24 protein-coding genes are annotated in these 26,168 nt (G+C 44.0%); 17 read left to right on the top strand and 7 right to left on the bottom strand.

Annotation, left to right across the window (positions count from 1 at the left end):
* Positions 1-9: 9 nt before the first annotated feature.
* The 3 genes from galU to ITJ88_RS07925 all read left to right on the top strand — a co-directional run bounded on the left by galU (position 10) and on the right by ITJ88_RS07925 (position 2,973).
* The gene (gene galU / locus ITJ88_RS07935; RefSeq protein WP_064300048.1) at positions 10-876 is read left to right on the top strand and encodes a UTP--glucose-1-phosphate uridylyltransferase GalU; all 867 of its coding nucleotides are present in this window, start codon (positions 10-12) and stop codon (positions 874-876) included.
* 94 nt (positions 877-970) lie between these two features.
* On the top strand, positions 971-1,246 hold the full coding sequence (locus ITJ88_RS07930; protein ID WP_195865259.1) for a hypothetical protein: 276 nt from the start codon (positions 971-973) through the stop codon (positions 1,244-1,246).
* A gap of 929 nt (positions 1,247-2,175) precedes the next feature.
* Positions 2,176-2,973 carry an ankyrin repeat domain-containing protein gene (locus ITJ88_RS07925; RefSeq protein WP_195865258.1) on the top strand — a complete coding sequence of 266 codons (798 nt, stop codon included), beginning with the start codon at positions 2,176-2,178 and terminating at the stop codon, positions 2,971-2,973.
* A 74-nt stretch (positions 2,974-3,047) separates the two neighbouring features.
* On the opposite strand, the gene ITJ88_RS07920 is transcribed toward ITJ88_RS07925, so the two are convergent.
* On the bottom strand, positions 3,048-3,917 hold the full coding sequence (locus ITJ88_RS07920) for a helix-turn-helix transcriptional regulator (protein WP_195865257.1): 870 nt from the start codon (positions 3,915-3,917) through the stop codon (positions 3,048-3,050).
* 259 nt (positions 3,918-4,176) lie between these two features.
* Between ITJ88_RS07920 and ITJ88_RS07915 the strand changes: the two genes are divergently transcribed.
* Entirely contained in the window at positions 4,177-4,848 is a 672-nt protein-coding gene (locus ITJ88_RS07915) for a 5'-methylthioadenosine/S-adenosylhomocysteine nucleosidase family protein (protein ID WP_195865256.1), read from the top strand.
* A 239-nt stretch (positions 4,849-5,087) separates the two neighbouring features.
* On the opposite strand, the gene ITJ88_RS07910 is transcribed toward ITJ88_RS07915, so the two are convergent.
* A complete protein-coding gene (locus ITJ88_RS07910) occupies positions 5,088-5,369 on the bottom strand; it encodes a hypothetical protein (RefSeq protein WP_195865255.1) in 282 nt (93 codons plus the stop codon).
* 309 nt (positions 5,370-5,678) lie between these two features.
* On the opposite strand from ITJ88_RS07910, the gene ITJ88_RS07905 reads away from it, so the two are divergent.
* Together ITJ88_RS07905 and ITJ88_RS07900 are read left to right on the top strand one after the other, a co-directional pair.
* Positions 5,679-7,721: an acyltransferase family protein gene (locus ITJ88_RS07905; protein WP_195865254.1), complete on the top strand. Its 2,043-nt coding sequence runs from the start codon at positions 5,679-5,681 to the stop codon at positions 7,719-7,721.
* 37 nt (positions 7,722-7,758) lie between these two features.
* The gene (locus tag ITJ88_RS07900) at positions 7,759-8,775 is read left to right on the top strand and encodes an SMI1/KNR4 family protein (RefSeq protein WP_195865253.1); all 1,017 of its coding nucleotides are present in this window, start codon (positions 7,759-7,761) and stop codon (positions 8,773-8,775) included.
* A gap of 243 nt (positions 8,776-9,018) precedes the next feature.
* Here ITJ88_RS07900 and ITJ88_RS07895 read toward each other — a convergent pair whose 3' ends face one another.
* The 5 genes from ITJ88_RS07895 to ITJ88_RS07875 form a co-directional block, all read right to left on the bottom strand.
* Entirely contained in the window at positions 9,019-12,540 is a 3,522-nt protein-coding gene (locus tag ITJ88_RS07895) for a CDP-glycerol glycerophosphotransferase family protein (RefSeq protein WP_195865252.1), read from the bottom strand.
* A 164-nt stretch (positions 12,541-12,704) separates the two neighbouring features.
* Complete coding sequence (locus ITJ88_RS07890; RefSeq protein ID WP_195865251.1) at positions 12,705-13,277, bottom strand: glycosyltransferase; 573 nt, start codon at positions 13,275-13,277, stop codon at positions 12,705-12,707.
* 170 nt (positions 13,278-13,447) lie between these two features.
* Entirely contained in the window at positions 13,448-15,340 is a 1,893-nt protein-coding gene (locus ITJ88_RS07885) for a glycosyltransferase family 2 protein (RefSeq protein ID WP_195865250.1), read from the bottom strand.
* A 166-nt stretch (positions 15,341-15,506) separates the two neighbouring features.
* Positions 15,507-15,893, bottom strand: coding sequence for a hypothetical protein (locus ITJ88_RS07880; protein ID WP_195865249.1), 387 nt, complete (start codon positions 15,891-15,893; stop codon positions 15,507-15,509).
* Positions 15,894-16,002: 109 nt separating this feature from the next.
* Positions 16,003-16,242 carry a hypothetical protein gene (locus ITJ88_RS07875; RefSeq protein WP_047395737.1) on the bottom strand — a complete coding sequence of 80 codons (240 nt, stop codon included), beginning with the start codon at positions 16,240-16,242 and terminating at the stop codon, positions 16,003-16,005.
* Between the two features lie 280 nt (positions 16,243-16,522).
* Between ITJ88_RS07875 and ITJ88_RS07870 the strand changes: the two genes are divergently transcribed.
* From ITJ88_RS07870 to ITJ88_RS07820, 11 genes are all read left to right on the top strand, one after another.
* A complete protein-coding gene (locus ITJ88_RS07870) occupies positions 16,523-17,263 on the top strand; it encodes a hypothetical protein (RefSeq protein WP_195865248.1) in 741 nt (246 codons plus the stop codon).
* 573 nt (positions 17,264-17,836) lie between these two features.
* Positions 17,837-19,138 carry a suppressor of fused domain protein gene (locus tag ITJ88_RS07865; protein ID WP_195865247.1) on the top strand — a complete coding sequence of 434 codons (1,302 nt, stop codon included), beginning with the start codon at positions 17,837-17,839 and terminating at the stop codon, positions 19,136-19,138.
* Positions 19,139-19,154: 16 nt separating this feature from the next.
* Positions 19,155-19,694, top strand: coding sequence for a hypothetical protein (locus tag ITJ88_RS07860; RefSeq protein ID WP_195865246.1), 540 nt, complete (start codon positions 19,155-19,157; stop codon positions 19,692-19,694).
* A gap of 29 nt (positions 19,695-19,723) precedes the next feature.
* Positions 19,724-20,380 (top strand): hypothetical protein, encoded by a 657-nt coding sequence (locus ITJ88_RS07855; protein ID WP_195865245.1) that lies wholly within the window; start codon positions 19,724-19,726, stop codon positions 20,378-20,380.
* Between the two features lie 29 nt (positions 20,381-20,409).
* The gene (locus tag ITJ88_RS07850; RefSeq protein ID WP_195865244.1) at positions 20,410-21,132 is read left to right on the top strand and encodes a DUF2750 domain-containing protein; all 723 of its coding nucleotides are present in this window, start codon (positions 20,410-20,412) and stop codon (positions 21,130-21,132) included.
* Position 21,133: 1 nt separating this feature from the next.
* Positions 21,134-21,712: a hypothetical protein gene (locus tag ITJ88_RS07845; RefSeq protein ID WP_195865243.1), complete on the top strand. Its 579-nt coding sequence runs from the start codon at positions 21,134-21,136 to the stop codon at positions 21,710-21,712.
* Positions 21,713-21,845: 133 nt separating this feature from the next.
* On the top strand, positions 21,846-22,400 hold the full coding sequence (locus ITJ88_RS07840) for a hypothetical protein (protein ID WP_195865242.1): 555 nt from the start codon (positions 21,846-21,848) through the stop codon (positions 22,398-22,400).
* 72 nt (positions 22,401-22,472) lie between these two features.
* Complete coding sequence (locus tag ITJ88_RS07835) at positions 22,473-23,645, top strand: SMI1/KNR4 family protein (protein ID WP_195865241.1); 1,173 nt, start codon at positions 22,473-22,475, stop codon at positions 23,643-23,645.
* Between the two features lie 10 nt (positions 23,646-23,655).
* On the top strand, positions 23,656-24,135 hold the full coding sequence (locus ITJ88_RS07830) for a hypothetical protein (protein WP_195865240.1): 480 nt from the start codon (positions 23,656-23,658) through the stop codon (positions 24,133-24,135).
* Between the two features lie 53 nt (positions 24,136-24,188).
* A complete protein-coding gene (locus tag ITJ88_RS16305) occupies positions 24,189-25,193 on the top strand; it encodes a DUF2716 domain-containing protein (protein ID WP_230088623.1) in 1,005 nt (334 codons plus the stop codon).
* A 5-nt stretch (positions 25,194-25,198) separates the two neighbouring features.
* On the top strand, positions 25,199-25,954 hold the full coding sequence (locus ITJ88_RS07820; protein WP_370567774.1) for a hypothetical protein: 756 nt from the start codon (positions 25,199-25,201) through the stop codon (positions 25,952-25,954).
* The last annotated feature ends 214 nt before the right edge of the window (positions 25,955-26,168 follow it).

The raw sequence follows: 26,168 nt of genomic DNA, 5'->3' as shown, positions 1-26,168 counted from the left end.
ATGAACGTTATGAAGAAAATCACGAAAGCCATTATTCCAGCAGCAGGACTCGGGACACGTTTCTTGCCTGCGACAAAAGCCATGCCAAAAGAGATGTTACCGATTCTCGATAAACCGACGATCCAGTATATCGTCGAAGAAGCGGCAAAAGCCGGCATCGAAGATATCATCATCGTCACAGGGAAACACAAACGGGCCATCGAAGATCATTTCGATAACCAAAAAGAACTCGAGATCACGCTCGAGAACTCCGGGAAGACGGAATTACTCGAGAAGGTTCAATTCTCGACGAACCTCGCGAACATCTTCTATGTCCGCCAAAAAGAACAAAAAGGTCTCGGTCACGCCATTTTGACGGCAAAACAATTCATCGGGAACGAACCGTTCGCAGTCTTACTCGGGGACGATATCGTCGAGTCGGATGATCCGGCAATCAAACAATTGATGGACGTCTACGAGCAGACGGAAAAATCAGTCATCGGTGTACAAGAAGTCCGTCCGGAAGATACGCATCGTTACGGCATCATCGATCCTGTTTCACAAAACGGACGACTGTATGACGTGAAGAAATTCGTCGAAAAACCGGCTCCAGGCACAGCACCATCGAACCTCGCGATCATGGGACGTTACGTGCTGACACCGGATATCTTTGATTATCTAGCGAATCAAGGAGAAGGGGCAGGCGGTGAGATTCAATTAACGGATGCGATTGAGCGATTGAATGCGGATAGCCAAGTCTATGCGTATGATTTCGAGGGTAACCGTTATGACGTCGGAGAGAAACTCGGTTTCGTCAAGACGACGATTGAGTATGCCTTGAAAGATGCAGAGATGCGTGACGAGCTGAAAGCTTTCATCAAGACACTAGACATTTAACATGATGGACCACTCTGACATGATTCAGAGTGGTTTTTTTGTAATTCATGAAACCAATCCGTCTAGTCGAAACGTAGAAAAAAGGAGAAGAGAGGTGCTACATATGTTAACGTGGCTCGGTATGAGGACTGATAAAAAAGCAGAACGACAATTTTTCACAGGTGTCGAAAAGAAAACAATCTTCCTGATCTTACTCCTATCGCTTGCGATCTTGAAGGGTGTGAAGTGGGGAATGACAGCACTCATCCCAACGGCATTTTTCAGTGATCCAATCGTTTCCGTGTTACCAGGCGTGCTTGGCGTCCTAACAGCAGTCGTTTTCGTGCTTTTGGTAGAGCGCTCCCTGCAGGATAAGTCGAGTGAAAAGTAAGAGATACACGAAAGACCACCTGAAGTTAGTCGATTCAGACTGAAGACAAAGTGCAATTTTTCTCTAATTGAGAAGGATTGCGCTTTTTCGTTCGTCTCGAATCATTTATCAGGGTCAAGCTTCGCACAGCTACTCCTGCTTATTTTTCTCTAGAAGGCGATTTTGAGCGAAAAAATTGCTTATGTGATACTTTTTCTCAATTCATCCAAATCAAACGAGAAATTGTTGATTTCGTTCCATAAATTGTTAGGTAGAACGTAATTGCCTCCTCGTTAAAAATAGGATAAACCTTTTTTTAAGTTGAATTGGTAAAAAATAAATGTAATTATATAAATATAGTAAAATTGAAATGTTTTACTTTTATAAAAGTAAAATAAAGTATGGAGAATTGAGAGGTGATACAGAAAGATGAAAAATCAAATTTTAGAAAGTGTTTTCGCAGCAATGTTTTTTCTTATTTTTCTAATGTTTTTTGAAGGAATGCCGAAGTCGACGGATACATGGGTCGAATATGGAATAAAGTCTGTGGCAATTGCTGTCATTTTCCTAATAACGGAAGGTGTTTTTTCTAAAAAATCTCTCAAAAAAAACACATCAAATCAATAAAGTATTCAATTGTTCTATTGCTGAGTACACGATAGAAGAAAGCCCACATGTGCTTCATAATATGGGCTTTCTTCTATACAAAGTGATCAAGTGAAATATATTACGATATGACGAATCCATTATTTTCACGATGTTTATCTATGCTCTGATCATGATTATTTTTCTTTTAATTCTAACGATCTCCCTAAAATTGATAAATGTCATGAGTGACGAACTGAACTTGGTACAAAAGACATCAGATGTTCGAAGGCGTTTTTGCGCATGACAACTGATTGTTGTTGTAAAATGAGAACAACGACGGAACAGGTGAGGGGCGAACGGACATGACGAAACGATCCATCCAAGATGCTGCTTTTTTGGGCAAACGAAAACAAGTAATGCGCTGCATCGAACGTGGTGACGATCTGAACGAACTGGATGAAGAAGGATTTGCGGCGCTTCATTGGGCGATTCAGGAAGGGTACCTACGGATCGTCGAATTGTTGCTCGATCATGGCGCAGATGTCAACCTTCCCAATCAGGACGGGATGTCACCGTTGCACATTGCGCTTTATGATCAAAAGACCGACATTGCGTTACTTTTGATCAAGCGAGGCGCTCATCTTGATTTAGATGAACACGGATTCTCAGCGCTTCATTTAGTAGCGGGTCGGGGCGGCAATAAAAAAGTCTTACGGAAACTAGCGCAGAACGTCGAGTTGTTACATCAACGGACCGATGACGGGGAAGGTGTGACACCGCTACATTATGCTGCGCAGGAAGGTAAGTCGAAAAAAGTCCAGCTATTGCTGGAGGCAGGAGCAGAAGTCGATGCTGTCGGATTAGATGGATTCACTCCGCTGTATCTCGCAGTCGGGAATAATCATCCGAAAGCGGTCAAAGTGCTTCTAAAGGCAGGAGCTGACATCGAAGCGGAAAACGTCGCGGATGGCGATACGGCAGTCCTCGCATTAGCGAGTGCTTACGGCTATGAACGGGTCGTCCGGTTATTGCTCTCTTATGGAGCCGATCCACTGCATCGAAATGAAGACGGACGGACAGCGCGTGATGCGGCACTGGATAACGAACACCATCAGATTGCGGAGATCTTGCGCCAAAAAGAGATTGATGCGTTGTCATGATGTGAGCAAAAAAAAATGATTCAACGCAGAAGACCGATAAACGGTTCTTCTACGTTGGATCTTTTGTATTCTCACTAAAAGATCACATCGAACGACAAATTTGTCGGATGTAACGGAAGAATCTCCTGATGTAATTGATTTGTAGATGGAATAGATGTCTGAACTTCATGACAGGTGAATGAATCTGCCCAAACGGTTCCGCTTCCTTCTAGTAATACACCGAAGTGAAGCGATGCAGCTTCGAGGGGAACATCAAGAACACAGGCACAATACGTCCAGTCCTGGTCACCGGTCAATCCACGATTCGTCATGTTATCAAACTGTACCGGGTCACCATGAACATCATCAACACGAAACCAGATGGCTGCCCTTTCGACTGCTTCCGTTCGCAAAAAACCCGCGACCATGATTCGCTTCTCTCGATAAGCAGTAGCTTGTATGCTTTGCATCATCGTCCCGAACATGCCCGCTTCTTCCGTGTCAGACGTAAAACTGATTTTTCCAGAGCTACGTCCTTGATGGACAATCTCTGAATCGGTCTTAAGCGTATAGGATCCGGCATGACTACCGCTTAAGAACCAACCTTCTATATGCTGTTCTTCCATTTGAATCATCTCCTTATTCGTCATTAGTTCCATCAGCTTTACATATTTTCGTGGAGGTAAATGATATAACCCTTTGAACGCCCGCGTATAGGCTTCTTGTGACTGATACCCACACATCAATGCAACCTCGAGTAAGTCGACGCCGTCTCTTAAAAGAGTGGCGCTGACCGACAAACGGCGTAAACGGACATATTCCCCAATCGTCTGACCGACTTGCCGTTTAAAGAGTCGTCCGAAATGAAAAGTGGAGTAGTGATGGCGCTCTGCTAGTTGTTCCACCAGCCAATCATCAAATAGGTGCGCTTCAATATCTTTAAGAATGACATCAATGACAGTCATCGTTCAGGTAATTCCGAGCGCTTCGTAGAAGGCGAGTACATCTGACTATGCAATATTTCCGCAACAATGGACGTCAATATATCGAGAATCATCGGCAGGACTCCTTTTCTGTTTTGTTTACCTCTTTATTATAGACTCGAACGGTAAACGCTTTTTGATAATAATTGCTATCTTCTGGGAAAAATCAGTTTAAAACAGAATAAGTTATCGTAAAATAAAACATACATTGGGTAGCAAAACTTAAAAGGAGGAATACGACATGATCGGAATCAGCATCGCCACCACATGGGAGTTTGACGCGACACTGGCGTATTTTCATGTCTCGCCTGAGGAAAGAATCACTTATCCGTATGGTGAATACTTCACGCGTGAGATAAACGGGAAGACACTTCTGTTTTACAGCACGGGCGTTCGAAAAGTAAACGGTATCGGAGCGAATCAATATATGATCCTCCGTTTCTCATTGACGAAGGTCATCGTTGCCGGAACGTGTGCCGGGATTGACCCGAGGTACGACGTACTTGACATCATCGTTTCGGATCGTGCCGTTCAATATGATTGCACGGTCAAAGAGATTGAACCACTGATCAAACCCTCGTTCGCCGTCGATCTCGATGTATCGAAGTATGGCAACGACTTTCATCTCGGAACGATCGGAACAGCAGACCGTGCTGTCGTCATGTGGCGAGACTATATCGAACTGCGGGATAACGGATTGACGATTGCCGATACGGAAGCGGGGGCTATCGCGTACATCTGTCAGAAAAATGCAGTCGAATGTATCATCATCAAAGGCATCTCCGATTTTCCGACCGAAGAGAAAGAAGAAAATGCTGTCGAAGCAAACGTCGAACAGATGCGGATCTATATCGAGAACACACCGAAAGTCATGACGAAAATTTTTTCTGATTATTTGGTACGATTCTTATAAAAAATGCAGATATCTCGTTCATCATCGAACGAAAAATCTGCGTTTTCACATGCAATGTTTTCGTTTGTACAGCTTATCCTCGATTCACGTCCACATCTTCATCATCTTTTCTCGTAAATAGTTTGTTTAAGTACTTCAATAATGAACATTTAAAATGGAAATATATAATAGAAAATGAAATGGATTGATAAGATTCGGAACAAAACGACGTTCTTAAATCCGGGTGTACGGTTAACGAGCTATTTTGTTCCGCCACCTAATCCAACAAAGGTAATAAATAAACCTATTGTGATGGCGGTAGCAAGTACGATGTTTTGATAAATACCAGTTGGAAAAAAATCAACGATGAAGAGTAGTAAAAATAGTGATGCGACAATTAGTCGTGCATCTCGTACGGAAGAATCTAATGTACGCCATTTGATGAAAAGTAAGATGTAAGCTAAAGGTGCAAATAAATAAGAAATAATAAAGAAGGGGATTCTTCTTAAATAATAAGGTGCTTTTTCTTCCTTATCTTCCATTATTATCACTCCAAAAACTCATTTTTTTAAATTAACTTTATAATACACCAATTAAAAGTCATGCAACGGATATTTGCCGACTACTTATACCGGTTTCTAACGTAATCTTTCATCAGTGCACTTCTTTTACATATTTTCCAAGTTTCTTGCGGCAATATAGTTCAGTAGCATTGTATTTTTTGAAATATGTTCTATCATAGTGAATGGAAACGTTTTCTTAAAATGGTGAGTACATACCGAACTGTACAAGAAATGCGCTGCAATCGTCAGGATTCGTAGGTGTAGAAGTAGATGGAGGGACATAGAAGCATGCAGGAATGGAAAGTATCTGGTCAACCGGGTCAGAAACGGATTGATATTGAAAGCCGGTTTCGCCCGGAAATCGAAGGGTTACGCACGGTAGCTGCCTTACTCGTCGCAATCTATCATATTTGGTTCAATCGTGTCTCAGGAGGTGTCGATGTCTTCTTCGTCATCTCTGGTTTTTTGATCACGACATCGATCATCTCGACGATCAACCGGACAGGGGAGTTCAAATTCCTGCCGTACGTCACAAAGTTGCTGAAACGACTCTTGCCATCCGTTTTGTTCATCTTAGGCGTCGTGTTAGTACTAAGCACATTTTTATTACCGGCATCCATTCTCGGGAAAACAATTCGTGAAGTCGTCGCCTCGATGTTCTTTTATCAAAACTGGCAACTCGCCGTCTCGAGTACGGATTACTTGGACGCGACCCAGATGAAGTCACCCGTTGAACATTTTTGGGCGCTATCGATCCAGTGGCAGTTTTATATGATTTGGTTCGTCTTATTCTCGTTCATCTTATGGATGATGAACAAGTATCAGATTCGATCGATTAAAACCGTTTTAAATGGGTTGCTTGGATTCCTATTCGTCACGTCACTCGCGTACTCGATCTACCTGACAGAAGCCAATCAGCCGTGGGCGTATTTCATTACGCCGACGCGGGTCTGGGAATTTGCCTTAGGTAGTCTGTTATGTGTGAACTTATCGGCGATTCGTGTTCCGAAGTGGATAGCGACGATCATCGGCTGGGTCGGTTTGCTTGGCTTGCTGACGACTGGTGTTCTGTTTAACGTCTCGCAAATGTTCCCTGGCTATATCGCACTCTGGCCGATGACATGTGCTTTGATGATCGTGTTATCAGGAACGCAAGAGACACGATTCGGATTAAAACGATTCCTCGGATCAAAGCCGATGGTCAAACTCGGCGGAATCGCGTTCGGGATTTATCTTTGGCACTGGGTGTTGCTTGAGTTCTATCGCTACAATGTTCAACAAACGCCAGGTCTGCTCGTCGGTACACTGATTATCGTTGCATCGATCGGTTTATCCTACTTGATGACGGAATGGGTTGAGAAACCGATTCGGACTTCGACCGTCAATCGGACAGCGTTCAAGAAGCTAGGTGCGCTGTTGATGGTCAACGTTTTGTTGATTGGATCCTTACTCGGACTCGCTTATATGGAAGAGCAAGAGCTGAAACGAGCGGTCAGCAAGAATAAGTATCCGGGTGCTTTAGCGATCGAACAGACACTGCCTGTACCGAAGCAAGATCCGTTCCCGTCTTATGCGAACGTCTTCAATGACTTACCGCTCGTCCATACGGATGGTAGCAACCAAGGGCTGCAAAAGACGGAAGCGAAAGTCGGCGAATATGGAAAGACGAAGGATTATAAAGCGACGATTGCGCTCGTCGGGAGCTCGCACTCGGAGCAATGGTTCGGTGCATTACATGAAGCGATCAAAGGAACGGACATCCGTTTACTCAATCTGACGCGGTCAGGAACACGTTTTTCGACCGGCTATGAACCGGACTCCTTAAAAGGAATCTGGAACCAGAACGTCTTGAACTATTTGAAGGATGCTGACGTCGATTTGATCATCTCACACGTAACAGCAGCGGATGCTTCAAAAGACAGCATCCATCAACAAATGGTCGACCAGATGCAGTTCGTCAAGGACGAGTATGGGATCGATGGTCTAGCACTCCGGGATAATCCACGGTATGACTTCAACGTACTCGAGGCGCTCGAGACGACAAGCATCGCGGATACGACGAAACAGATGAATACACAACCGAACCAAACGGATGAGGCGTACTGGAAACAGTTCGAAAAAACGAATCAGTCGCTCCATAAGCTGGATTTGACGCGTTACTTCCATGTCAAAGGTGAGTATCGCCCCGTCATCGGCAATGTCGTCATCTATCGTGACAACAGCCATATGACGAATACGTATGCGGAAAGCTTTGCTCCGATGTTCAAGAAAAAGCTCGACGAAGTGCTCGCGGACAAATTAGCGAGTACAACAGCTAACACGAACCAATAGAAATTGAGAGCGTGTCGTGAAGCTTAACGAGGAGGCAATGAAAGAAACCATGGCAAATATTAAGGCAAAGTTCAATCGGTGCTTAAAACTAATCGAAAAATACCCACAAGCTTTCATAGTGGGGAATGGGTCAACGGAAAATGAGATTCTTGAAGTCGAACATCGTCTTCAGATCACGTTTCCGCCAATGTACAAAGAATTTCTAAAAAAGTTTAGTTATCTGGCTACGCATGATGAAGAGATCTGGGGAATCAGTCCATCAAACAACCAGTTAGATCTTGTATTTAGACTTGAAAAATATAACGAGGAACTCCGTAGCAAATCTCAAAGTGAAGTTCCTTCACATTTAATCGGAATACAAATGGAAGATTTTAGTTCATCGCTCATTTGTCTAGACTTACAAGCCTTGACCTACAATGATCAAGAGGCAAAAGTATGTTTTTATCCAAGTGATGAACCATATTATGCAGATTCCTTCACGGAAAGATTATTTGAAGTGTGTGATAGTGGCGTGTCAACGTATTTAGAGGATATAGAGGACGAATCCTCTATTCCAATCGAAAAGGTGAGTGCGATCAAGACAAAGCATAAGAATATTTATTCCGAAGCAAAAGCGTTGATCCATGCACATCCAGAGTTATCTGAGTTTGGAGAAGGGATTTCGGACGCTGAAGTCGAGGTGATTGAAAAAGAGTTAAACGTCACCTTACCTGAAAGTTACGTGACTTTTTTGAAAGAATTCGGAGGGGGTATCTTTGGAGACAACCAGTTTTTTACGATGTTCAATGAGGAATTAGTAAAAACGAATCTCGAATTGTATCATCCAACAGAATTTGAGCATGCTCTTTCAAAACATCTAGTGGCTTTTTATTTTGACGACCTTGAGGAATTTTATGCGTGTATTGATTTCAAACATATAGTGAATGGTGAGCCTAAAGTAGTGTATCGAGAAGTGAACGTACCGGAAGAAGACTATGATGATCGTGATGCATTCAAATCGTTCTCCGATTTTCTCTACTACATTATTCAAGACACCATTGAGGTCAATAGCTAATATCATCCGATCGACTACGTAAATGCTCGATTTTCCCGTCAAACGAATAAGCAACGTAATGAAACGGCTTGAGTCCTTAATTCTACTGGACTCAAGCCGTTTTCCTATTCTTAGCATCACTTAACGTATGAACTATGCAGAAGGGCTGAACGAAAACACAGAAAAACTCCCTTCAAAATAAACGGTTGAAAGAATGAAACCGTCTGTTTTGAGAGGGAGCGTTTATTCAACAGATTGAAACAATTAAACAGAATAACTGCCGTCCGGTTGCTCACGTAATTCGAGTGCTTCCGTGCGAACCTGTGGATTCGTCCCGAAGTACGCATCGACGACACGGGAAGCGGCGAAGCCGTCCTCCATCGGACCGTACGTTGCACGGAACGTATCGAGTTGCGCTTGATATATTTTCGTCAGACGCGGAATGTCCGATAAGGCGTGAAGCAAAGCCTCTTCCGTCTCTAAGATAGGTCCCGGAAGATCGTTGTAGTAATCGAGATAGAATCCGCGCAGCGTATCCCGGTAGAGATCAAGGTCATACGCATAGAACATCATCGGTCGATTCATATTCGCGAAGTCGAAGAAGACGGAAGAATAGTCCGTGATCAACAGATCCGTGATCAAATACAGTTCTTGAATATCCGGATAGGCCGTCACGTCGATAAATTGTTCCCGGTGCTGTGCCGGAATCTTCGGCTTTTTCGTGACGAGCACGTGCGTCCGAATCAAGAAGACGTACTCATCGCCTAACGCTTCCGCGACCCGGTCGAAATCAAACGGATAATCGAAGTAGAACTTCCCTTTCCCGAGCGATTGATGATCGCGGAAGGTCGGTGCATACAAGATGACTTTTTTGCCTTCCGGCAGTTGCAGCTGTGTCCGGATCCGTTCAATTGTTGCTTCATCATTCGCCGTAAAGAAGAGATCATTTCGCGGATAACCGGATTCGACGACAGGACCGCTATACTGGAATGCACTTCTAAAGATGTTCGTCGCATAAGGACTCGGAGACAAGAGGACGCTCCATTGCGCGATCGAATTCGTCACTCGTTCGACGTAGCCTTCATCCCGTCCATGGATCTCATCTAAGTCAAACAACATCTTCTTCAGCGGTGTGCCGTGCCACGTCTGAATGTACGTCGTCTCTTTCCGCCGCGTCATGTAGTGCGGGAAGTTCTGATTGTTGACCCAGAACTTCGCCGTCGCCATGTAATAGAAGTAGGCGGGAGACAGGCGTTTGACGACTTTTGCGTTCGGATCACTCAGATAGAGCTTTTTGTTATAGATCCAGACGACTTTATAGCCGAGTGCTTGCTTCTTCAGTTCTTCGTAAATGTAACGCGGGCTGTCCGCGTAATGTTTACCGAGACCGCTCTCGAAGACGACAAGTTTCTGGTCGACCGGTAAGACGCGTTGCATGAGTCGATATCCTGCCTTCATCGTCGGGAAGTAGAAGCGGCTCCGACGATAGATCTTAAAGAGGATGTTCGCCGCTTCGTTCGTCTGAATCTTCTCTAAAAGACTCGTCTGCTTCGTATAGTTCGCGATCGTTTGATAGACCTGATCGGAATAGGTAGTATCCGTTTTCGTCAGGAAGACGTCAGCGCGGCGTTTGAATTCGTCATCCATCTCAAAATGACGGCGTGCCGTCGCATCGAGATCCTCGAACAAGTCATCGATCGTCTTTGAAATCCGACCCGGTAATTCGTTCTCGAGATCGAGATACGAACCGAGCGGACCGATGAAGCGTTTCGGATCGAATTGCAGGTAATGGACCGGTCGCTTCAAGAAACTGAAGTCAAAGGCAACACTCGAGTAGTCGGTGACAAGCAAGAGGCTCTCTTTTAACAACCCTTGGACATCACGTTCGCCCTGATGGATGACCGTGATCGGTAAGTTCTCGAAGTGACTCGAGTATTGCTGCATGTTCGGGTGCAGGCAAAGGACGATCTCGAGACGATGTTGTTTTGCGTATGCATGCAGACGCTCACTCGATAGGAACGCTTGGTACTGCTGATAATATTCCGATTCGAAGAACTGGAGTGGCGTCTGTAACCACGAGCGCCACGTCGGAATGACGAGCATCTGACGTTTGACTGGAACGTCGTCGTTCAAGAGGGCATCAAAACGAGACAAACCGGTGATTTTGACCTCTCGCTCAGCGTAGCCCATGTCTTGTGTGACAAGTCGTTTCTCACGCTCGGAACTGACGAGGAACAGATCCGTATCGAAGGCAGCGGCGAATTTCCCGTATTGGTCATTCATGTTCTTCGTTCCGAGAACCCCGTGTTGGATGAAGACACGATCCGCCCGCATCTTCCGTTTGAACGGTTCGGACCGGAGCGGATACAAGTATTCCGCATGATGTGTCCCGATGACCTTTTTCGCCATCAACGAGTGATAGATGTGTTCCTTCGATTTGATCGGCAAGACGTTTCCGAGCGGAGCGACTTGTGCGTATTCGTTCGACGTCGGATCGATGACGTAATAGACCGGTCGCTCCGGATAGGTTTCGCGCATGTACTTGAAGAAGTGATATCCGTTGTCCTGCGCTTTATAGGGACGTTCTCCGACAAGCCACGTGTTCTTCTCGGCAAACAGCCGGTAGAGCGGGGCGAACGTCATCAGGTGATTCAGATAGGCGTAATTTTCATTCGTAAACTCGGTCATCTCAAACGATAGATTCCGGTGACCGACCGTGTAGTACGGGATGATGTGCATCGTCGACGTATCATCTTTCCCTAACGCTTCCGGTGTCAGTTGACGCGTGATGTACCGGGCGCGACCGAGACGGTGTAATTTTGGTTCCGACCGGTGATAGAAGTCGAGTGCGACGAAGGCGTCATACACCCCTTCTTGTAATTGCGCTGCTTGATAGAGTTGCGACCAGTGGATCGTCGCCGTGTAGTGATAACGATACAATCCGAATTTTTTCGCACTTGTCTCATTTTGGTACAACCAATCGATCGGGACCGGAACTTGATTGCCACTTTCCCGGTGCACGAGGAGCAATCGTCCCGTCTTGATGAACGCGTGACGGGTAAAGGCTTTCCCGCTGATGATTGTCGTCGCTTTCGTCTCATTGCGGACCGCATCAATCTGAATCTTCGGCTTCATCTGCGGTTCTTTATTCAACAATAGACGCAGGTTGCCTTTTAAATCCGTATACAACTGGACGAAATCGTTGGACGTCTCATCCATCAATGGCGCGACCGGCGCGGGAATCTGCGTGTCAAGGAAACGTCCTAACAAAATCTCACGGGTGAAGACGGATGCATCGAGCGTAGCATGACTCGGTAAGCCGTCAGACTCCCATTTGTGTAATTGTTCTGGTGTGAGGTGTTCGACTTTTTTCGTAAACGTCAGCCAGAGTGAAAAACGACCGACTGGATAGGCAGTCTCTTGATAGGCTTCGACAGACTCGATTTCAACGAGACCATCCTCTTCGACTGTCGGAACGTCCGCATCCTGCATCTGAGCAGCATGTTGACTCAGCTGAGAGACGAGCGTATGCGGCAGTTGGAAAGAGAAGCGATGATCGGGCTGTTGGTTCGGCACTTCAAGGACCGTCTCTTGCAAACGATCGCGAATGAGTAAGGACGTGATCGTCAGCAACGGATCGTTCAATTGACCGGATAGCGTATAGTCTGTCGGTGAGGATTGAATCTGTAACGACTCTTTTAACACCGATCGTTTAAGTTTCTTTGGTTTCTTCGGAAGTACAGTGTGCCCGAATTGGAGCACCCGGAGAACAGATTTAAACAGCATGGAATCAAGGGACCTCCTACTAGGTGATATTTTATGAAAGCGTTATCTTCCATTAGCATTCTATCACAATCAATAGCTAAAACATCCCAAATTTTGAAAAACAATACGGACTTTGGTGGATAGACGAAAAAAACCTTCTCACAGAGGAGAAGGTCAATAACCGATTAGTCGAGCTCACTCAAAAGCGTTAACCAGTTTGTCGTAAAGAGCTCATCAGAAAACCGGTTGATCGAGTGCAGGGCGGCTTCCCCCATTTGACGGCGTAGAGCGGGCTGCTCCATCAAGTGGATTGCTGCTGCTGCAAAAGCTGACATGTCACCAGGTGGAACGATATAACCGGTCGTCCCGTGCGCGATGATTTCACGCGGACCATAACAGATGTCATAGGCGATGACCGGAACACCGTGCCCCATGCTCTCAAGGATCGCCATCCCGAACCCTTCGGATTGCGACGTGAAGATCGTTGCGACGGCGCCATGATAGGCGTCTTGAATGTTCGTGATGAATCCGTTGAACCGGATCTGTTTCGTCAGTGACAGTTCCTTGATCAACGCGTGGAAATCCTTTTCGAGCTGATCGTTGTAACCGAAGCCATAGAAATCAAGGAAAGCATTCGGATGCTGGTCGACGATCTTCCGCATGATACGGATACTGGCAGCGACATCCTTTTTGATTTGAATGCGCGAGACGACGATGAACCGATTTGGATCAGGTTCAGGAAGAACCGTCGAGGACATGCGGTGTCTGAAGACACCCCGTCCCCGAACTTGCTATCATCCCACCCCTAAAGGAGTGGGCTTTCTCGCTCGTACATTCTGTAAAAAACAAATCTCGTTTCATAGGGCATCTCCTTAGTTGGAATAATAAGGAACCTAAGGATGAAATGAAGATGTCCCTAGGCGTATCGTTAAGCTTCATGAATGGGTTGAACGAATGAACGATTGGCTGTGATGTACGTATCCTGAGCCGTTTTCAAGCGTGGGGTGCCTTTGGATGACAGAACGATCTTCTCAATCGAAAGAACCGTATCCGGTGTATTTTTCGTTGGTAGTTCGTTTTTAAAGTCACGATCAGCATACTGTTTACATGTCTTCAAAATCTGGACTGTTGTCGGAAGATCAGTCAGGTACGTCTCGTCATCAATCATAGGCGGAAGATGGACGTATTTTTTGTTTGCCGTGACGTAAGCACCGTCAACCGTGACGAGTCGTGGTGTGCCGGCCAGTGTCAACTGAAGATCGGAAATCGCCAGCAATTGCCCGACTTCAAGTGCTGTCTGCTTATGCTCGAATTCCAGATCGTCATACAAGAAAGCCTTCTCGAGTACAACGACTTGCGTCGGTGCATCGATATGATACTTCGTCGCGTCGATTTTCTGTACAGGTGATCTGGATTCCGCTGGACGAAATTCGACATTAAGTTGCTGGTAATGCAGATGCATCCCATTGACACTACTCGGTAACGTCATCCGGACGACGAACGGATGATAGTCGTCATGGATCAGCATCAATTGGAATGGATGTGAATGTCGTTCGAGTGCCTCCGTCGAAATGAATAATTCAGTCCCTTCGATCTGGAACGGAACGGCGGTTTCCGTTGCTTCATCGTTAGGCGCGATTAAGAGAACTTGATCGACCGAAGCCGTGTCGTCTTTGAATAATTGTACGACTTCATAGAAGACACCATCAACGAGACGCGTGCCTGCATACGTGGCAAAGAACGGCTCAAGGACAGGTCCGAGATGGTGTAGTGATTCCGGCATTCTATAATAAAGACGGTTCTCCGATACATAGCGCCGGGCTTTATGTTTTTGGACGAGTAGCGTGATGAAGGTGACGAAGCTGTCATAATCTTGTTGCTGCAGCAAAGCGTACTGCTTTTGGAAGATGTCATCGAAAATGAAATCGGCTGGATCTGCACCATGACGTTCAAAGATGGTGATCATTTCACCGAATAAATCAAAGAAGGTCTGCTGTTGCGGATGCTCGAGGAACCGTTTATTGTTGAACAGACGGGAGAGGAAATCCATCTCGATCAGACGGCTCAAGGCATGGGTCTTGGCGACTGTCGGAATATCCAGTTCAAGCGTTTTCTCAAGCACCTGTAAATTAAAAGTCGTCTTCTCGAAGATGCTCGTCTGTCCGACTAACGAATCATTCATCGCAAATCGGTTGACGTGATAGACAGGTGCCGGATTCATTGAAGCCGTCTGACATTTGGAGATAGCTTCGAAGAAGAAAAGTTTATCTTCACCGAACTGCATCGGGCTGAACCGGATGTTATGCTCGATCAAGACGGAGCGCTTCAGGATTTTCCCCGGAGGTCCAACCGCGCGAAATACTTTGTCGATTTCATATGGCACGAGCTGATTGGTAGTCGTGAACGATGCGAACCGCCCGACTTTTTGAATCGACGTGTCGGTATGTTTGATCGTTTGACCGAATGCGATATCGGTATCGTTCGAAGCGGCTTGTGCGACGAGCTGAGGGAATCCGACCGGATCGAGACGGTCATCAGCATCTAAGAACGTGACGTATCTACCTGTCGCTTCTTCGATTCCGACGTTTCGCGGATGGGCAGGACTTCCCGTATTTTCAGGGAGTTCAATGATGCGAATGAAATCCATCGTTTCTGCAGCCGTTTGAAGAATCGATAGCGACTCGTCGGTCGAACCGTCATCAACGAAAATCGCTTCCATCGTTGAATGGTCAAGCGTGAGTGCCTGAATCGACGCGATACACGTCGAGAGATACGTCGCTTTATTGTATACAGGAATGATAATTGAAACAATTTTACCCAACAGTAATTCCCACCTTAAAGAAAATATTTTAAAAAATACCATTTGAACTGTACCACAAAATGGATGCTCTCAAGCGTAAGAAAGGTGAGAACATACAAAAAAGGACGATGACCCGATCAAAGAAGGGAGTCATCGACCATTTAAGCGCGGTCATAAAAAATTGAAATTACTTGATTCCAATGTTCTCAAGATATTTTTTTTCAGAGTCATCGATTTTACGGCTGATTCGTTTCGTATACGTCTTCCGCGCGTAAGTGGATCCGTCTTTCTGATAAATGGCTCTTTCTCCTCTAGATGATTGGTCGTAATAGATTTCGATTAAATCTTGATCCTCATAGACGATGACGCCCGTTTCTCCAGAATTTCGCTTTAGTTGTCGATCAACCTGTTGTTTCTTCAAGTATTGATTTTCAGATTTAATGACTTGATTGATAGCTGCATCGTATTTCTGTTTTGCTTTCTCGCTTGTCGTATTTCCGTCTTGATCGTAATCGCTACATCCTGCTAGGAAGACGATCGAAAAAAGGAGGAAAGATAAAAGTTTCACTTTCAAATGCGAACACCTCCGAAGTACATGTTTTGTATTACCGATAGTGTACATCAAGGCAACGCTTCATATGTAACGTACTTGAGAAATAGGGAAGTGCCTTAGAGTAGGCATATTATAGTTCAATCGCATCGATGACGCCTTCAGGATACTCCCAGACGTTTCCTTCGATGAGCCATTGGTGGTGGCAGTTCGGGCAAGCGACTTCCGAAGAGAAGTCATATTGGATTTCAACACCTAAGCGCCGCTCCTCGTGCGATACACTATGTAAATCTTCAATGAGAATCTCATCCTTGAATTTCTCACGACAACGTGGGCATTTGAATTTCGAATAATGACTGATGACCGTATCCATTCGATTCAACTCCTAAACAAAGAATTAGTATCGTTTACAGTATAATGATAACGCTTACATATAAACGTGTTAATTTTGAATTGTAATCAAAATGGAATATATCAACTGAATTGGATTTTGATATATAGAGATCTCGAAAAAAAAATTAAAAGGAATTATCCGTACTTATACATCCGTTCAATCCAATTGAGGCATATTTTTCGTCTAGATCAGTAAAAAGTGCCTTAAGATATAAGTTGAAACCATCATATCATTACAGCTTTTAAGAGAGGTGAAAATCATGTTAGAACTCGAAGTGTTATATATTGAGAAAAATGCAAATAATGAGTTGGATATTAACTATTTTGATCCAAAAAATGAACCATTGATCTTTATGTTTCAAAGGATGTTGAAAAAATTAAAGGTACAATTTCCGAAATACAGTTCGCTTTATGTTATTTTTTATGAAAGTTTAACAGAAGAAGAAAAACTAAAAATCAGAAGTGAAAATGGTGAAGGACGCGAATATTATTTTAAAGAAACTAAGATGGAGGAATTAAAGTCAAAAAAGAATTTAGATTTTTTAAAAGAAACGTTGAGTACTTTAGTAGAAGGAATTAGACATTCAATATTCCGAGAATGTATAACCGATGATGAATTAAATAAAATAGAAAATTACGTGTATGAACAGAACTTTATATTCGTACAGAACATAGGCAGGAAAAATAACAAAACGAAAACAATGAGAGCTACTCTAAAAGCAAAATTGACACCTGTTAACCTAAATTTGTTTCTAGTGATTACTGATATGAAGTCTCGGAAAAGCCTATATGATGGATGTATATTTGAATTACCGCAATCAGTCATTATACCGTTAAGAAGTATATTGAACCCTATCTCTTTATATGGATATGAATTGTATTGGGAAAATGAGAATACGATCGACATCATCATAAACACAGTGGGAGATAGATTACGAACGAAAATTTATCGGAAGAATGATGACTCTGTTTTGGTTAAGCAACAAAAAATAAAGGCTTAAAGAAAGCATCATTTTTTTCCAAGTGATTGCGACATAGAGTCGCTCTTAACATGCAATTCTTTTCTTCTGCTCACTAGATGCTACACTTAGACCAACTATTACACATAAAAGGATGATATGAATGTGGAAGGCAATAATGTTTAATTCTGTTTGGATGGGTATCACATTGCCAATTCTTTTGAGTATTACTTTTACAATTTTATCCCCTCTATTCGTTTCTGGTAATAATGGTGTTCTCATGATTGTCGTTGCGTTAATCATTGGCATAATTGATGTTTACCTATCAATTCGGATTTGGATATGGATCGAAGGAAAGTCCTACAAACGAAAACGATACATGTGAGTGAAGCCTAACGGATGAACATTTTAAAAAGTCGCTTTATTTTTTTACATTGCTATGAGATGGCTTCGGTATTGAATCGGAGTCATTTTTGTCGTTTTTAGATGTCACGATACCCTCCGCTAGGAAAAAATAAAAAATCCCAAAATTGTATTATGAAATATATAATATATGGTAGAAGATATTTATTGAAAATGACATTTTTTAATGTCATGAAATGAGGATATAAAAATATGAATTACATAGAACACTTAGAAGCCCATTGTGGTGAAAGTACTGGTCACCTTGAGATGGAAGAATTACAAGATCATGCGATTCAATTGTTGCAATTTCAAAATGCACCGTTTGCGAATGCGAATACCGTGACATCACTTGGATTATTACATCACCCATTGCAATTCGAGAACGGTGCCGTTATCCATCAAGAAGTGATGCTATCTGTCATGCAACAAGATGCCGAGTCGGATTTAATTGAATTGATCTATCGCTTGACGTTGGAAGCATTAAAGACTGGACACGCTTATGATTTAGGCGAGTATTTACCGATGCCGGATGGGTTGTTATCGAAGTACGGCTTCGCTGCCCTATACGTGACGACACCGTTCTACTTTGAAGAATCATTTCAAGTCTATAAAGGGAACGCGGCATTCGGGGAACCGGAGACGGTGTTACCAGTCTGGTTCGTACCCATCTTTGCTTCGGAAGTCGCTTACATCGAACAATACGGTGCTGAGGAATTTAATGAGATGTTATATGAAACTGAGATGCAGCTGCTTAATTTAAAACGACATCCGCTCGTGGGAGACAATGAAGAAATTGAAGAATCGATTTTTAACAGGGAGGTATTCGTTTGCGAATGCGAAATTACCGACGCCCTTTTTGAAGACGATATCCAACGACCATTCGTACTAAATGGACCGCTAGCGAAAGCGTATCACATGAGTGTTGAATCGGGAGAACAAGGCGATACAGATCAAAATGAGACTTTCCTGTTTGATTTTCTAAATCATCAAAATCGTTTTCCGATCTACGCGACCTTTTTTGCTTTTGAAGAGGAAGACAAAGACAGCAGGGCTTTTTTCTCGCAACATCATATGTCGTTCACTTCACATGTCTTGTCTAGGCAGAAACAATCGAACGGTTGGTTACGTGGAAAACGAACATCGACAAGTGAGAGTCATTTTTTCACGGTAAAGATTGAAAATGCTAGGATGCTCGAACTCATCCTTGAACACGCTTATGGAGTTGCATCGATGAACGAACTGTTCATGTTTTCGTATTCCGATCGCTTGTCGATTCAACAAGAGGTCGAAACGACGTACCGAAAAACACGTGTCTTAGAAGATCGGTTCGTTTATCCGGAAGAGACGACCGTCGTGATTGTCGGTCATGATGGAACAATGCTTTATCTGCTATCGAACGAAGAACACTTCGCTTATGATCTTCGGACGGACTGGGCGAAACGACTACGACAACAGTTACCGAACGATACGGTGATTCGCCAGCTCAATGGAGAAATGTTCGCGGATCTATAAGAACGGGAGGGAAGTCATGCAACTCATCAAACCAATGAACGGTCAAAATCATTTTTGGCTGTTTGAAAAGGATGGACGGACACTCTACACGTTTCACGGCATCATGGGAGAGAGATTGAAAGAACCAATGAGCGAGCAAAAGTTCTCGCGCTTTTTTAATCTGGATGCCTACATTCGAGAACTCATAGCTGAGAAAGAAAAGGACGGATACTCGGTCGTTCAAGAAGCGGATTACCACGAAGTTGTCGTCGAGATCTTTTGTCAGGATACAGAGTATGACGTCATCTTTGAGCATCGTTCGAGCATTGAAGAAGACCTCAATGAATTTCTTTTTGAAATCGGCAACGGGTATTTTGTTGAAGATGAATATGGTTTAGAAGCGATCGAATTCGTCCTTCATATCTTGGAGCCGTCCTATATCGTTGAACCCGTCATTGATTATTTTAAGGACCAGTTTAATCTGAAGAAAATCCGAATGGGGCAGGCAAAAGTTCATTACGGCAGACGTTTGACCGGACTTTATCCCGCAGGAAAGAATTTTAATCGGAAAAATTGAACGATGACGACACAGTTAGGAGGAACAGTATGAACGAGCTGACAATCGACGAATATTCTTTTCAGTCGAAGAGTATCCAACGTATGCTTCAGACATCCGAAATCAACGTGCTTGGTCCATTGCAAACTATTTACGAAATCATGTGTTATGACCATACAGTAAGTAGCTTTACCAGTGAATTGACGGAGGAAGTATTATATGACACGCTGGTTCGCTTCAATCATTTTCCTTTATATATCACGACTAATTTTGATGAGATTAGAGAAGATGAGATGGACCTCTTAGAGCGTTTAAATTCGCGACCATTCGTATGCCATGAACATCCACGGTACGAAGGCGATCAGCGACGTACCAGTTTTTACTGTTGTATCGAAGTGCTGAATGCGAATGATCTGCGTTTCGTCTTAAAAGAGTCCTTCTTTCGAGCTGCTTATAGTGAAACGTTCCTCATCACGTTTGCACGACATACGTTTGAGTTGAAGACTTCTGGGAGAGGGATCTTTCAAGAAGCGAAATACACGCATGTAGTTGATGCACGTGATGGATTGCCGTTTATCCTTCCATCGCATGATGCGCTCGGTTTCATGTGGTTTTCGAATGGAGATGCCTTTCAAACCGTCGATCAGCTAAAAGCGATCTTACCAACGGATTATCAGATGGATTATGCACTAAATACCTACAAATAATTTAATTTAAGATCAAAGGAGTCATATAGATGGCATATCAAATCGGTTTACCAGGCGTCACAGAAGAGAGATTACAAGAGGTAGAAGCAGAACTCGGCTTTAAGCTTCCGAAAGAACTACGAAGTAGGTACAAGCACGAAAATAAATTCAGCATCGGCGAATGGGAGTTTCATCCGATCAAGGACGAGCAGTATATCAAGCGGACATGGGACGACCTTGTTCGTGTCAACACGACGGATGCAGAAGAGTACCCAGAAGGGTTCTTGCGGATTGCGGCGGACGGAACAGGTGACGAACTCGGATATCAGTTACCGGACACAGAGACGATCGTCTTGTGGGACCACGAAGAACAAGAGTTGTTTCCAGTAGCACCGACGTTGAATGCGTTCGTTGAAAAGGAACAACAAATGGAACAGAGTGCGGAACAAGCAGAACTTTTCTTAGAGACGGTTCTTGAAACGGGAGCTGTCTATGGTCTATCAAAATTTGAACAGTCGGGCTGGGCGTATTGTCCATCGAATCAAGACGAGACAGACGTCTTGTTATTCTTTTCGACGGAAGCGGCGGCAAAAGCACTGCAGACGAAGGAATGGTCGGACTATCATCTGATTCGCTTAGACCTGGATTTGTACATGAATGGCTGGTTACCGAACATGATTGACGACGGTCTGTATTGTGGCTTGGATTGGGGACCGGAGCTCGTCGGACTTGAGTTGGATCCAGAAGATGTCCTAGCAGATCTAGAGGGTTAACATGATTCAGACACTCAGTAAACAGGTGGATGGCATTACGTACTTTTGGTACTTGTATCGTGATGGTCGAACAATCCAGATCTATCACGGTGTCACCGAACAATGGAAGTTGGATCAAGATGTCAGCGATGAGAAGGAAGAACAGTACTCGACGAGGCGTCAAGCGAAACGACGGATGGAGGAACTGATTGCCGAGAAACAAGCGGAAGGATACAAGCAGGATGATATTTACGGGATACAACCTGGACGAAAGGAACGCGAGAAGTTTCGACGACGGACGTCCTGCTTCGCCTATCTTCTGGTGGGACTTGGTCTGTTTCAGTTCGTGACACCGTTCTCTGTCTTACCAATTGTAGTATTTGGAATGGGTATTCCCTTGATGTTTTTAGCTTTTATCGGTAAAGGCTATCTTTCTACATGGCTTCGAATTGTCTGCTTCATTAGTTACTTTTTCATGCACGTGATTCATCAGCAGGAATCGTATATCCCGTATCTTTTCCCGGTTCTTTCGATAAGTACAGGAATACTATTATGGTTTCATCTTCGAAAAACGAGACAACAAATGAAAGTAGAGAAATGACATTTTTAAAAGGAGATGCAACATGTCGCTTCTAAATAAGTTATTACAAGACCCTATCGTTTCTGATCTACCACGTCTTCACACCGCTCTTCTTGCCAAAAATCGTGGCTTACGCAAAGAGTGGTTAGTACATATGGATAGATTCATTGAAGAAGCGAATACGTGGAACTTCGAGCGACAGCGGACGTTTGTGAGTTGGTTATCATCTACCTGTGAAGGAGAGACAGACGCTTCGTTCCTCTTGATTCATCCGCTAAAAGAACGTCTTCTAAAACCGACTTTGAAGAAGTGGATGAAAGAGATGTCGGATGACGTCCGACCGTATCGCTGGTATGGTCTTTTCTTTGATGAAGATGACCGTTACATCTACTTACAAGAAGCGATTACGCGAGGGGGAAGACGGGAGCAGTTAGCGATCGAGAGAATGATTGATCATCACTTGTATGGACTTTGGTATTCTTTCCACCATCTTGATGAAGACTTGTATTTAGGAGAAATAGAAGAGGATGCAGCAACCTTAACAGAAGCTTGGTTACTAATCGAGCAACTCGATGATGCGGTTTTGAAATCGACATGTATTAACGAATGGAAGAAGATGAATCAAACCTTAACGGATTGGATTCGTTTCCGGCAAGAGCAAATCACCGGATTCATGGAGTGGAGGATGCAACAAGAATCTAAGGATTAAGTTTGATTAATCCAATGGCATTAGCAAGTTGGAAATGTCCTCCCCGTTATATTTAAGAAAGAGGTATACATCATGAAAAAGCTAGGCACGTTTACAAGTCACAAAGGGAATTTGATCGTCTCGGATCCGGCTTTCCTTGAGCCGGATGTAGAATACAACGTGACAATTCCAGTTGAACAAGGTTCGATTTGGACGGTCTTCTATGACGAAGATGAGTACGAATCAATTAATTTGCTTTACCTAACAATGAATGAAGAAACGAAGATGGCTCCATCCGATTTCGAGCCGTTATCCGATCTAGTCATCGTCGATTCAGCGCAGCTCGTCGTCATGAACACAGCGGATTACGGGAGACGGGAAGCAATCGATTGGGAGATTCGAAATACGCTAGAGTTCGACGAAGAAATCGACCCGTTCTATATCGCGATTTCAGACGAAATGATGGAAGACGAGATATTCCTGTTTCCGTTCGGCGTTGCCGTTCAGTTGATGGGGGACGGACACTATGAAGTCCTCGTCCGCCGAGAAGACGGGAACGTGACAGGTATCGCGATCGCCCTCGGAGAACATGAAGCTTTTGAAGAACATGATGACGAGGAAGAAATATCGCTGGAAGACGTCGACGTACCACGACTGAATCATCAGAACACTGCTTTGCCTGACGATGCCTTTCTTACGAGTATCCTTCAGGCGATGCGATTATTTTATGTGAACGATCAAAAATCCTTGAAGTACAGTATTCCGATCGAAGGTCAGAAGGTGGAGCACAAACTGCATCTGTATGACTATTTATCCTCCATCCAAAACTATCAAGTGGCAGTGGAGAGTCCCTGTCCAGAAGCGCGTATTCAAGCGTTTGAGATTGATCATTTCGCGATTCCAGACTGGTATAAAGAGATTTTACGGGTTTGTAACGGTGTGCGTTTTGCCGAAGAGTTGAACTTATACGGTATTCCGTTGACGAGCTGGAACGGATTATCACATGAGATCCAAGGCAATCTCTCCGTTAGTCTCGAGGAATACGCATTAACCGAGTTCGATGCGATCCGTGACAAGTATTTCTTTTTTGGATCGTCGTTTAGACAAGATGAATACTATGCGGTATTGAAAGAGCGTCCAGACGAAGCCGTATATTGCTTCGACTACCGGACACTTAAACTCAAACGCCAAGCGACGACTTTCCAAGATATCGTCCGTGATGCATGGCGCGCGTGTAACCTTAAAGCACTCCATAAAAGAATGTGAGGATGATCTCATGAAAATAATCTATTCCCGTGAAGACTTACTCGCACTCGAAGATCCCTTTGAATATGAGGTGGGGTTACCGATCCGCATCAGAGAACTCCCGGCTTCCGTCATCGAAGAGGAGAGTCCGGATAGCCGCGAACAATTGGATCGTCTTCTGAAAGATGGCTATACCTTGGTCATTCAGAAACCGCGAATTCCGAACCCTCCCATATTCGCGGAGTTACCCGTGATAGCGGAGAATACGATTATGAAATTGTATACCTACGAGGCGAATCATTGTGAAGATGCGTTATGGGAGGCTTTGTCTGAGAATGAATACGATCGGCACTGGGCTTACTTTTTATTGAAAAAAGTCGAAGGTGTCAGATTCGAATTGCCTTATACGCAACCATCACAGCACACACTCAGTATCTCTCATCTTAATGCGAATCAACTCGTGTATCTACAGTTTGAAACGTATCAAAGCGTATCGTGTCAGTGGGAGTGAATAAAGAAAAGAGTGACGAAACTGAAAATATAATGAGTCTAAGGAGAAGTCATATGATACAGCTGACAAAACAAAACGGCTCAGATATGCTCTACCAAACGATTTATACGGAAGGACGCACCATCGTGCAGCATCAAGGAATCGTTGGAGCGTGGGTGAAAGCAGAAGACGTAAAACAGATGCGCGTTTCTCGCTTCAAACGATTAGGTGTACAAATTTTGCAGCTGGTTGAGGAGTTAGAACGGCAAGGTTACCGCGAGCTGAACGAGACCTATTATACCGGACTGGTTGTTCAGTTTTCTTATGAGAAAGGTCAGGAAGAAGCAGCACTTGAGCGACGTCACATGATGGAAGAAGTAATCCATTATGGTTTGCTTCATATGGGGAACGGATACTGCGAAGGAGGAGATATTGGTAGTGGTACGACAAATATCTTTTACTATGTCCTTGATGTCGAAGCAGCCGTCGCACTGATCTTTGAAGAAATGAAAGCACGCGATATACAAGACGAACCAAAAATTGCAGTACAAGAAGGAGAAGTGTACACCGTTCTTTATCCTGAAGGAGCGACGTTTGATTTGATTGGTGAGGGGAAACCGTGGAGCTGGATTCCGATGACGCAAGCGGAGGACGAAAAGGTATGGCACGTCATCGATCAACAATTTCAATTCTCGCCTAGTACGACGGTTTTTCCATCCTTAAATGCCCCAAGTCCGTTCATTACATACGAAGTGGATTATGAGAAACGAGAAGAGATCGAGCGGGAGCTAAAACGTATTCTGACTGAGCTGACCGTTGACGGAGAACGCGTTATGGCACTCGATTGGAATCATCAAGGATACTGGATTGACCCAAGATGTCCGTTTCTTCGAAATGAAGAAGGAGACTGGATGATTCTAGCCGTTCCAGATGGCGACTATTCCTTTTTCATCGCTCGCGATTTCCGCTGGGGTTACCTCGGTCATCCGTGGGAGGGTAGTATCACGGTGTTTGGAGAAGATATGATTTCTGCGTTCCAAGGGACAGACATTTTTATGAATGAAATCCGAAGAGGGTGATTGAGGTGAAATTGACCTTTCAACAAAACGAATGGATTGATGTGTTCCGAGAACTGCTACCACGCGACGATTGGCAAGATCTCGTCCGCCTTCAGGTAAATCAGCATGCGTATCCGTTTGAAGTAAAGTTACTAGAACGACCACTCAAACAGAATCCAAACATCGACGATTTTTCGGATTGGATGGTCCAGCCCCATTTCATCATGACTGACGCCTCACAGCTTGAAAGATTTCTCGAACATCTTGTCATCGAACAGCAGGAAATGGCGACTGAAGCAGAGGTGACACTCATCGTCGAAAAACAAGGACAAGGAATCGTCCGGGTCACGAACGATTGTGTCTCGATGTATGGAACTGCATATGAGAGCCTTGATGACGTAGGAACTGAATATGAGAACTTTTTCGATGCGGTCTTACCATACGCCACGTTTCCGGTCGAGGTCGTCTTTTGTGGTCGAGGTGTCTTAAAAAATGATGATTCGATTCACGTGATGACGTTGCACGATACCAATTGGCAAACGGTATTTGAAGACCGTCTGTTGTACTTGCTGAATCGAAAAGAAGTGATGACAGGGAAGTATTCGCGTTCTTCAAAACAAACGCTGGAGGACTTCGTGTCTGAATTCTCGTTAACGATGGCTTATAACTTCATCGTGACGCGCGATGCAACGAATCGATTTGGCATGCTCGATCACTTTTGTACGAATGGAAAGATCGCACATTTTGGAAAAATAGACAATGTAGAGACATCTTTCAAGTAACGATAGAAGTATCAAACATAAGGAGGATGCGTAATGACCTTAGCGTCATATATCTGTATGGAGAGACAAATTCCTGAAAAATATTTCAATTTGGATGAAGAAGATGAAACACTTCCCTTGTATATAGGACCCTGTTTTGCGGATCAAGACTGTCTGTATGAAGTAAAACCGAGACAGTTTCATAAATGGTATGTGTACGAGATTTCGAGTCATT

The sequence above is a fragment of the Exiguobacterium abrahamii genome (assembly GCF_015645365.1).
Lineage (GTDB): Bacteria > Bacillota > Bacilli > Exiguobacteriales > Exiguobacteriaceae > Exiguobacterium_A > Exiguobacterium_A abrahamii.
The sequence above is the reverse complement of the archived record's forward strand: the minus strand, read 5'-3'. Positions and strand labels throughout refer to the sequence as shown.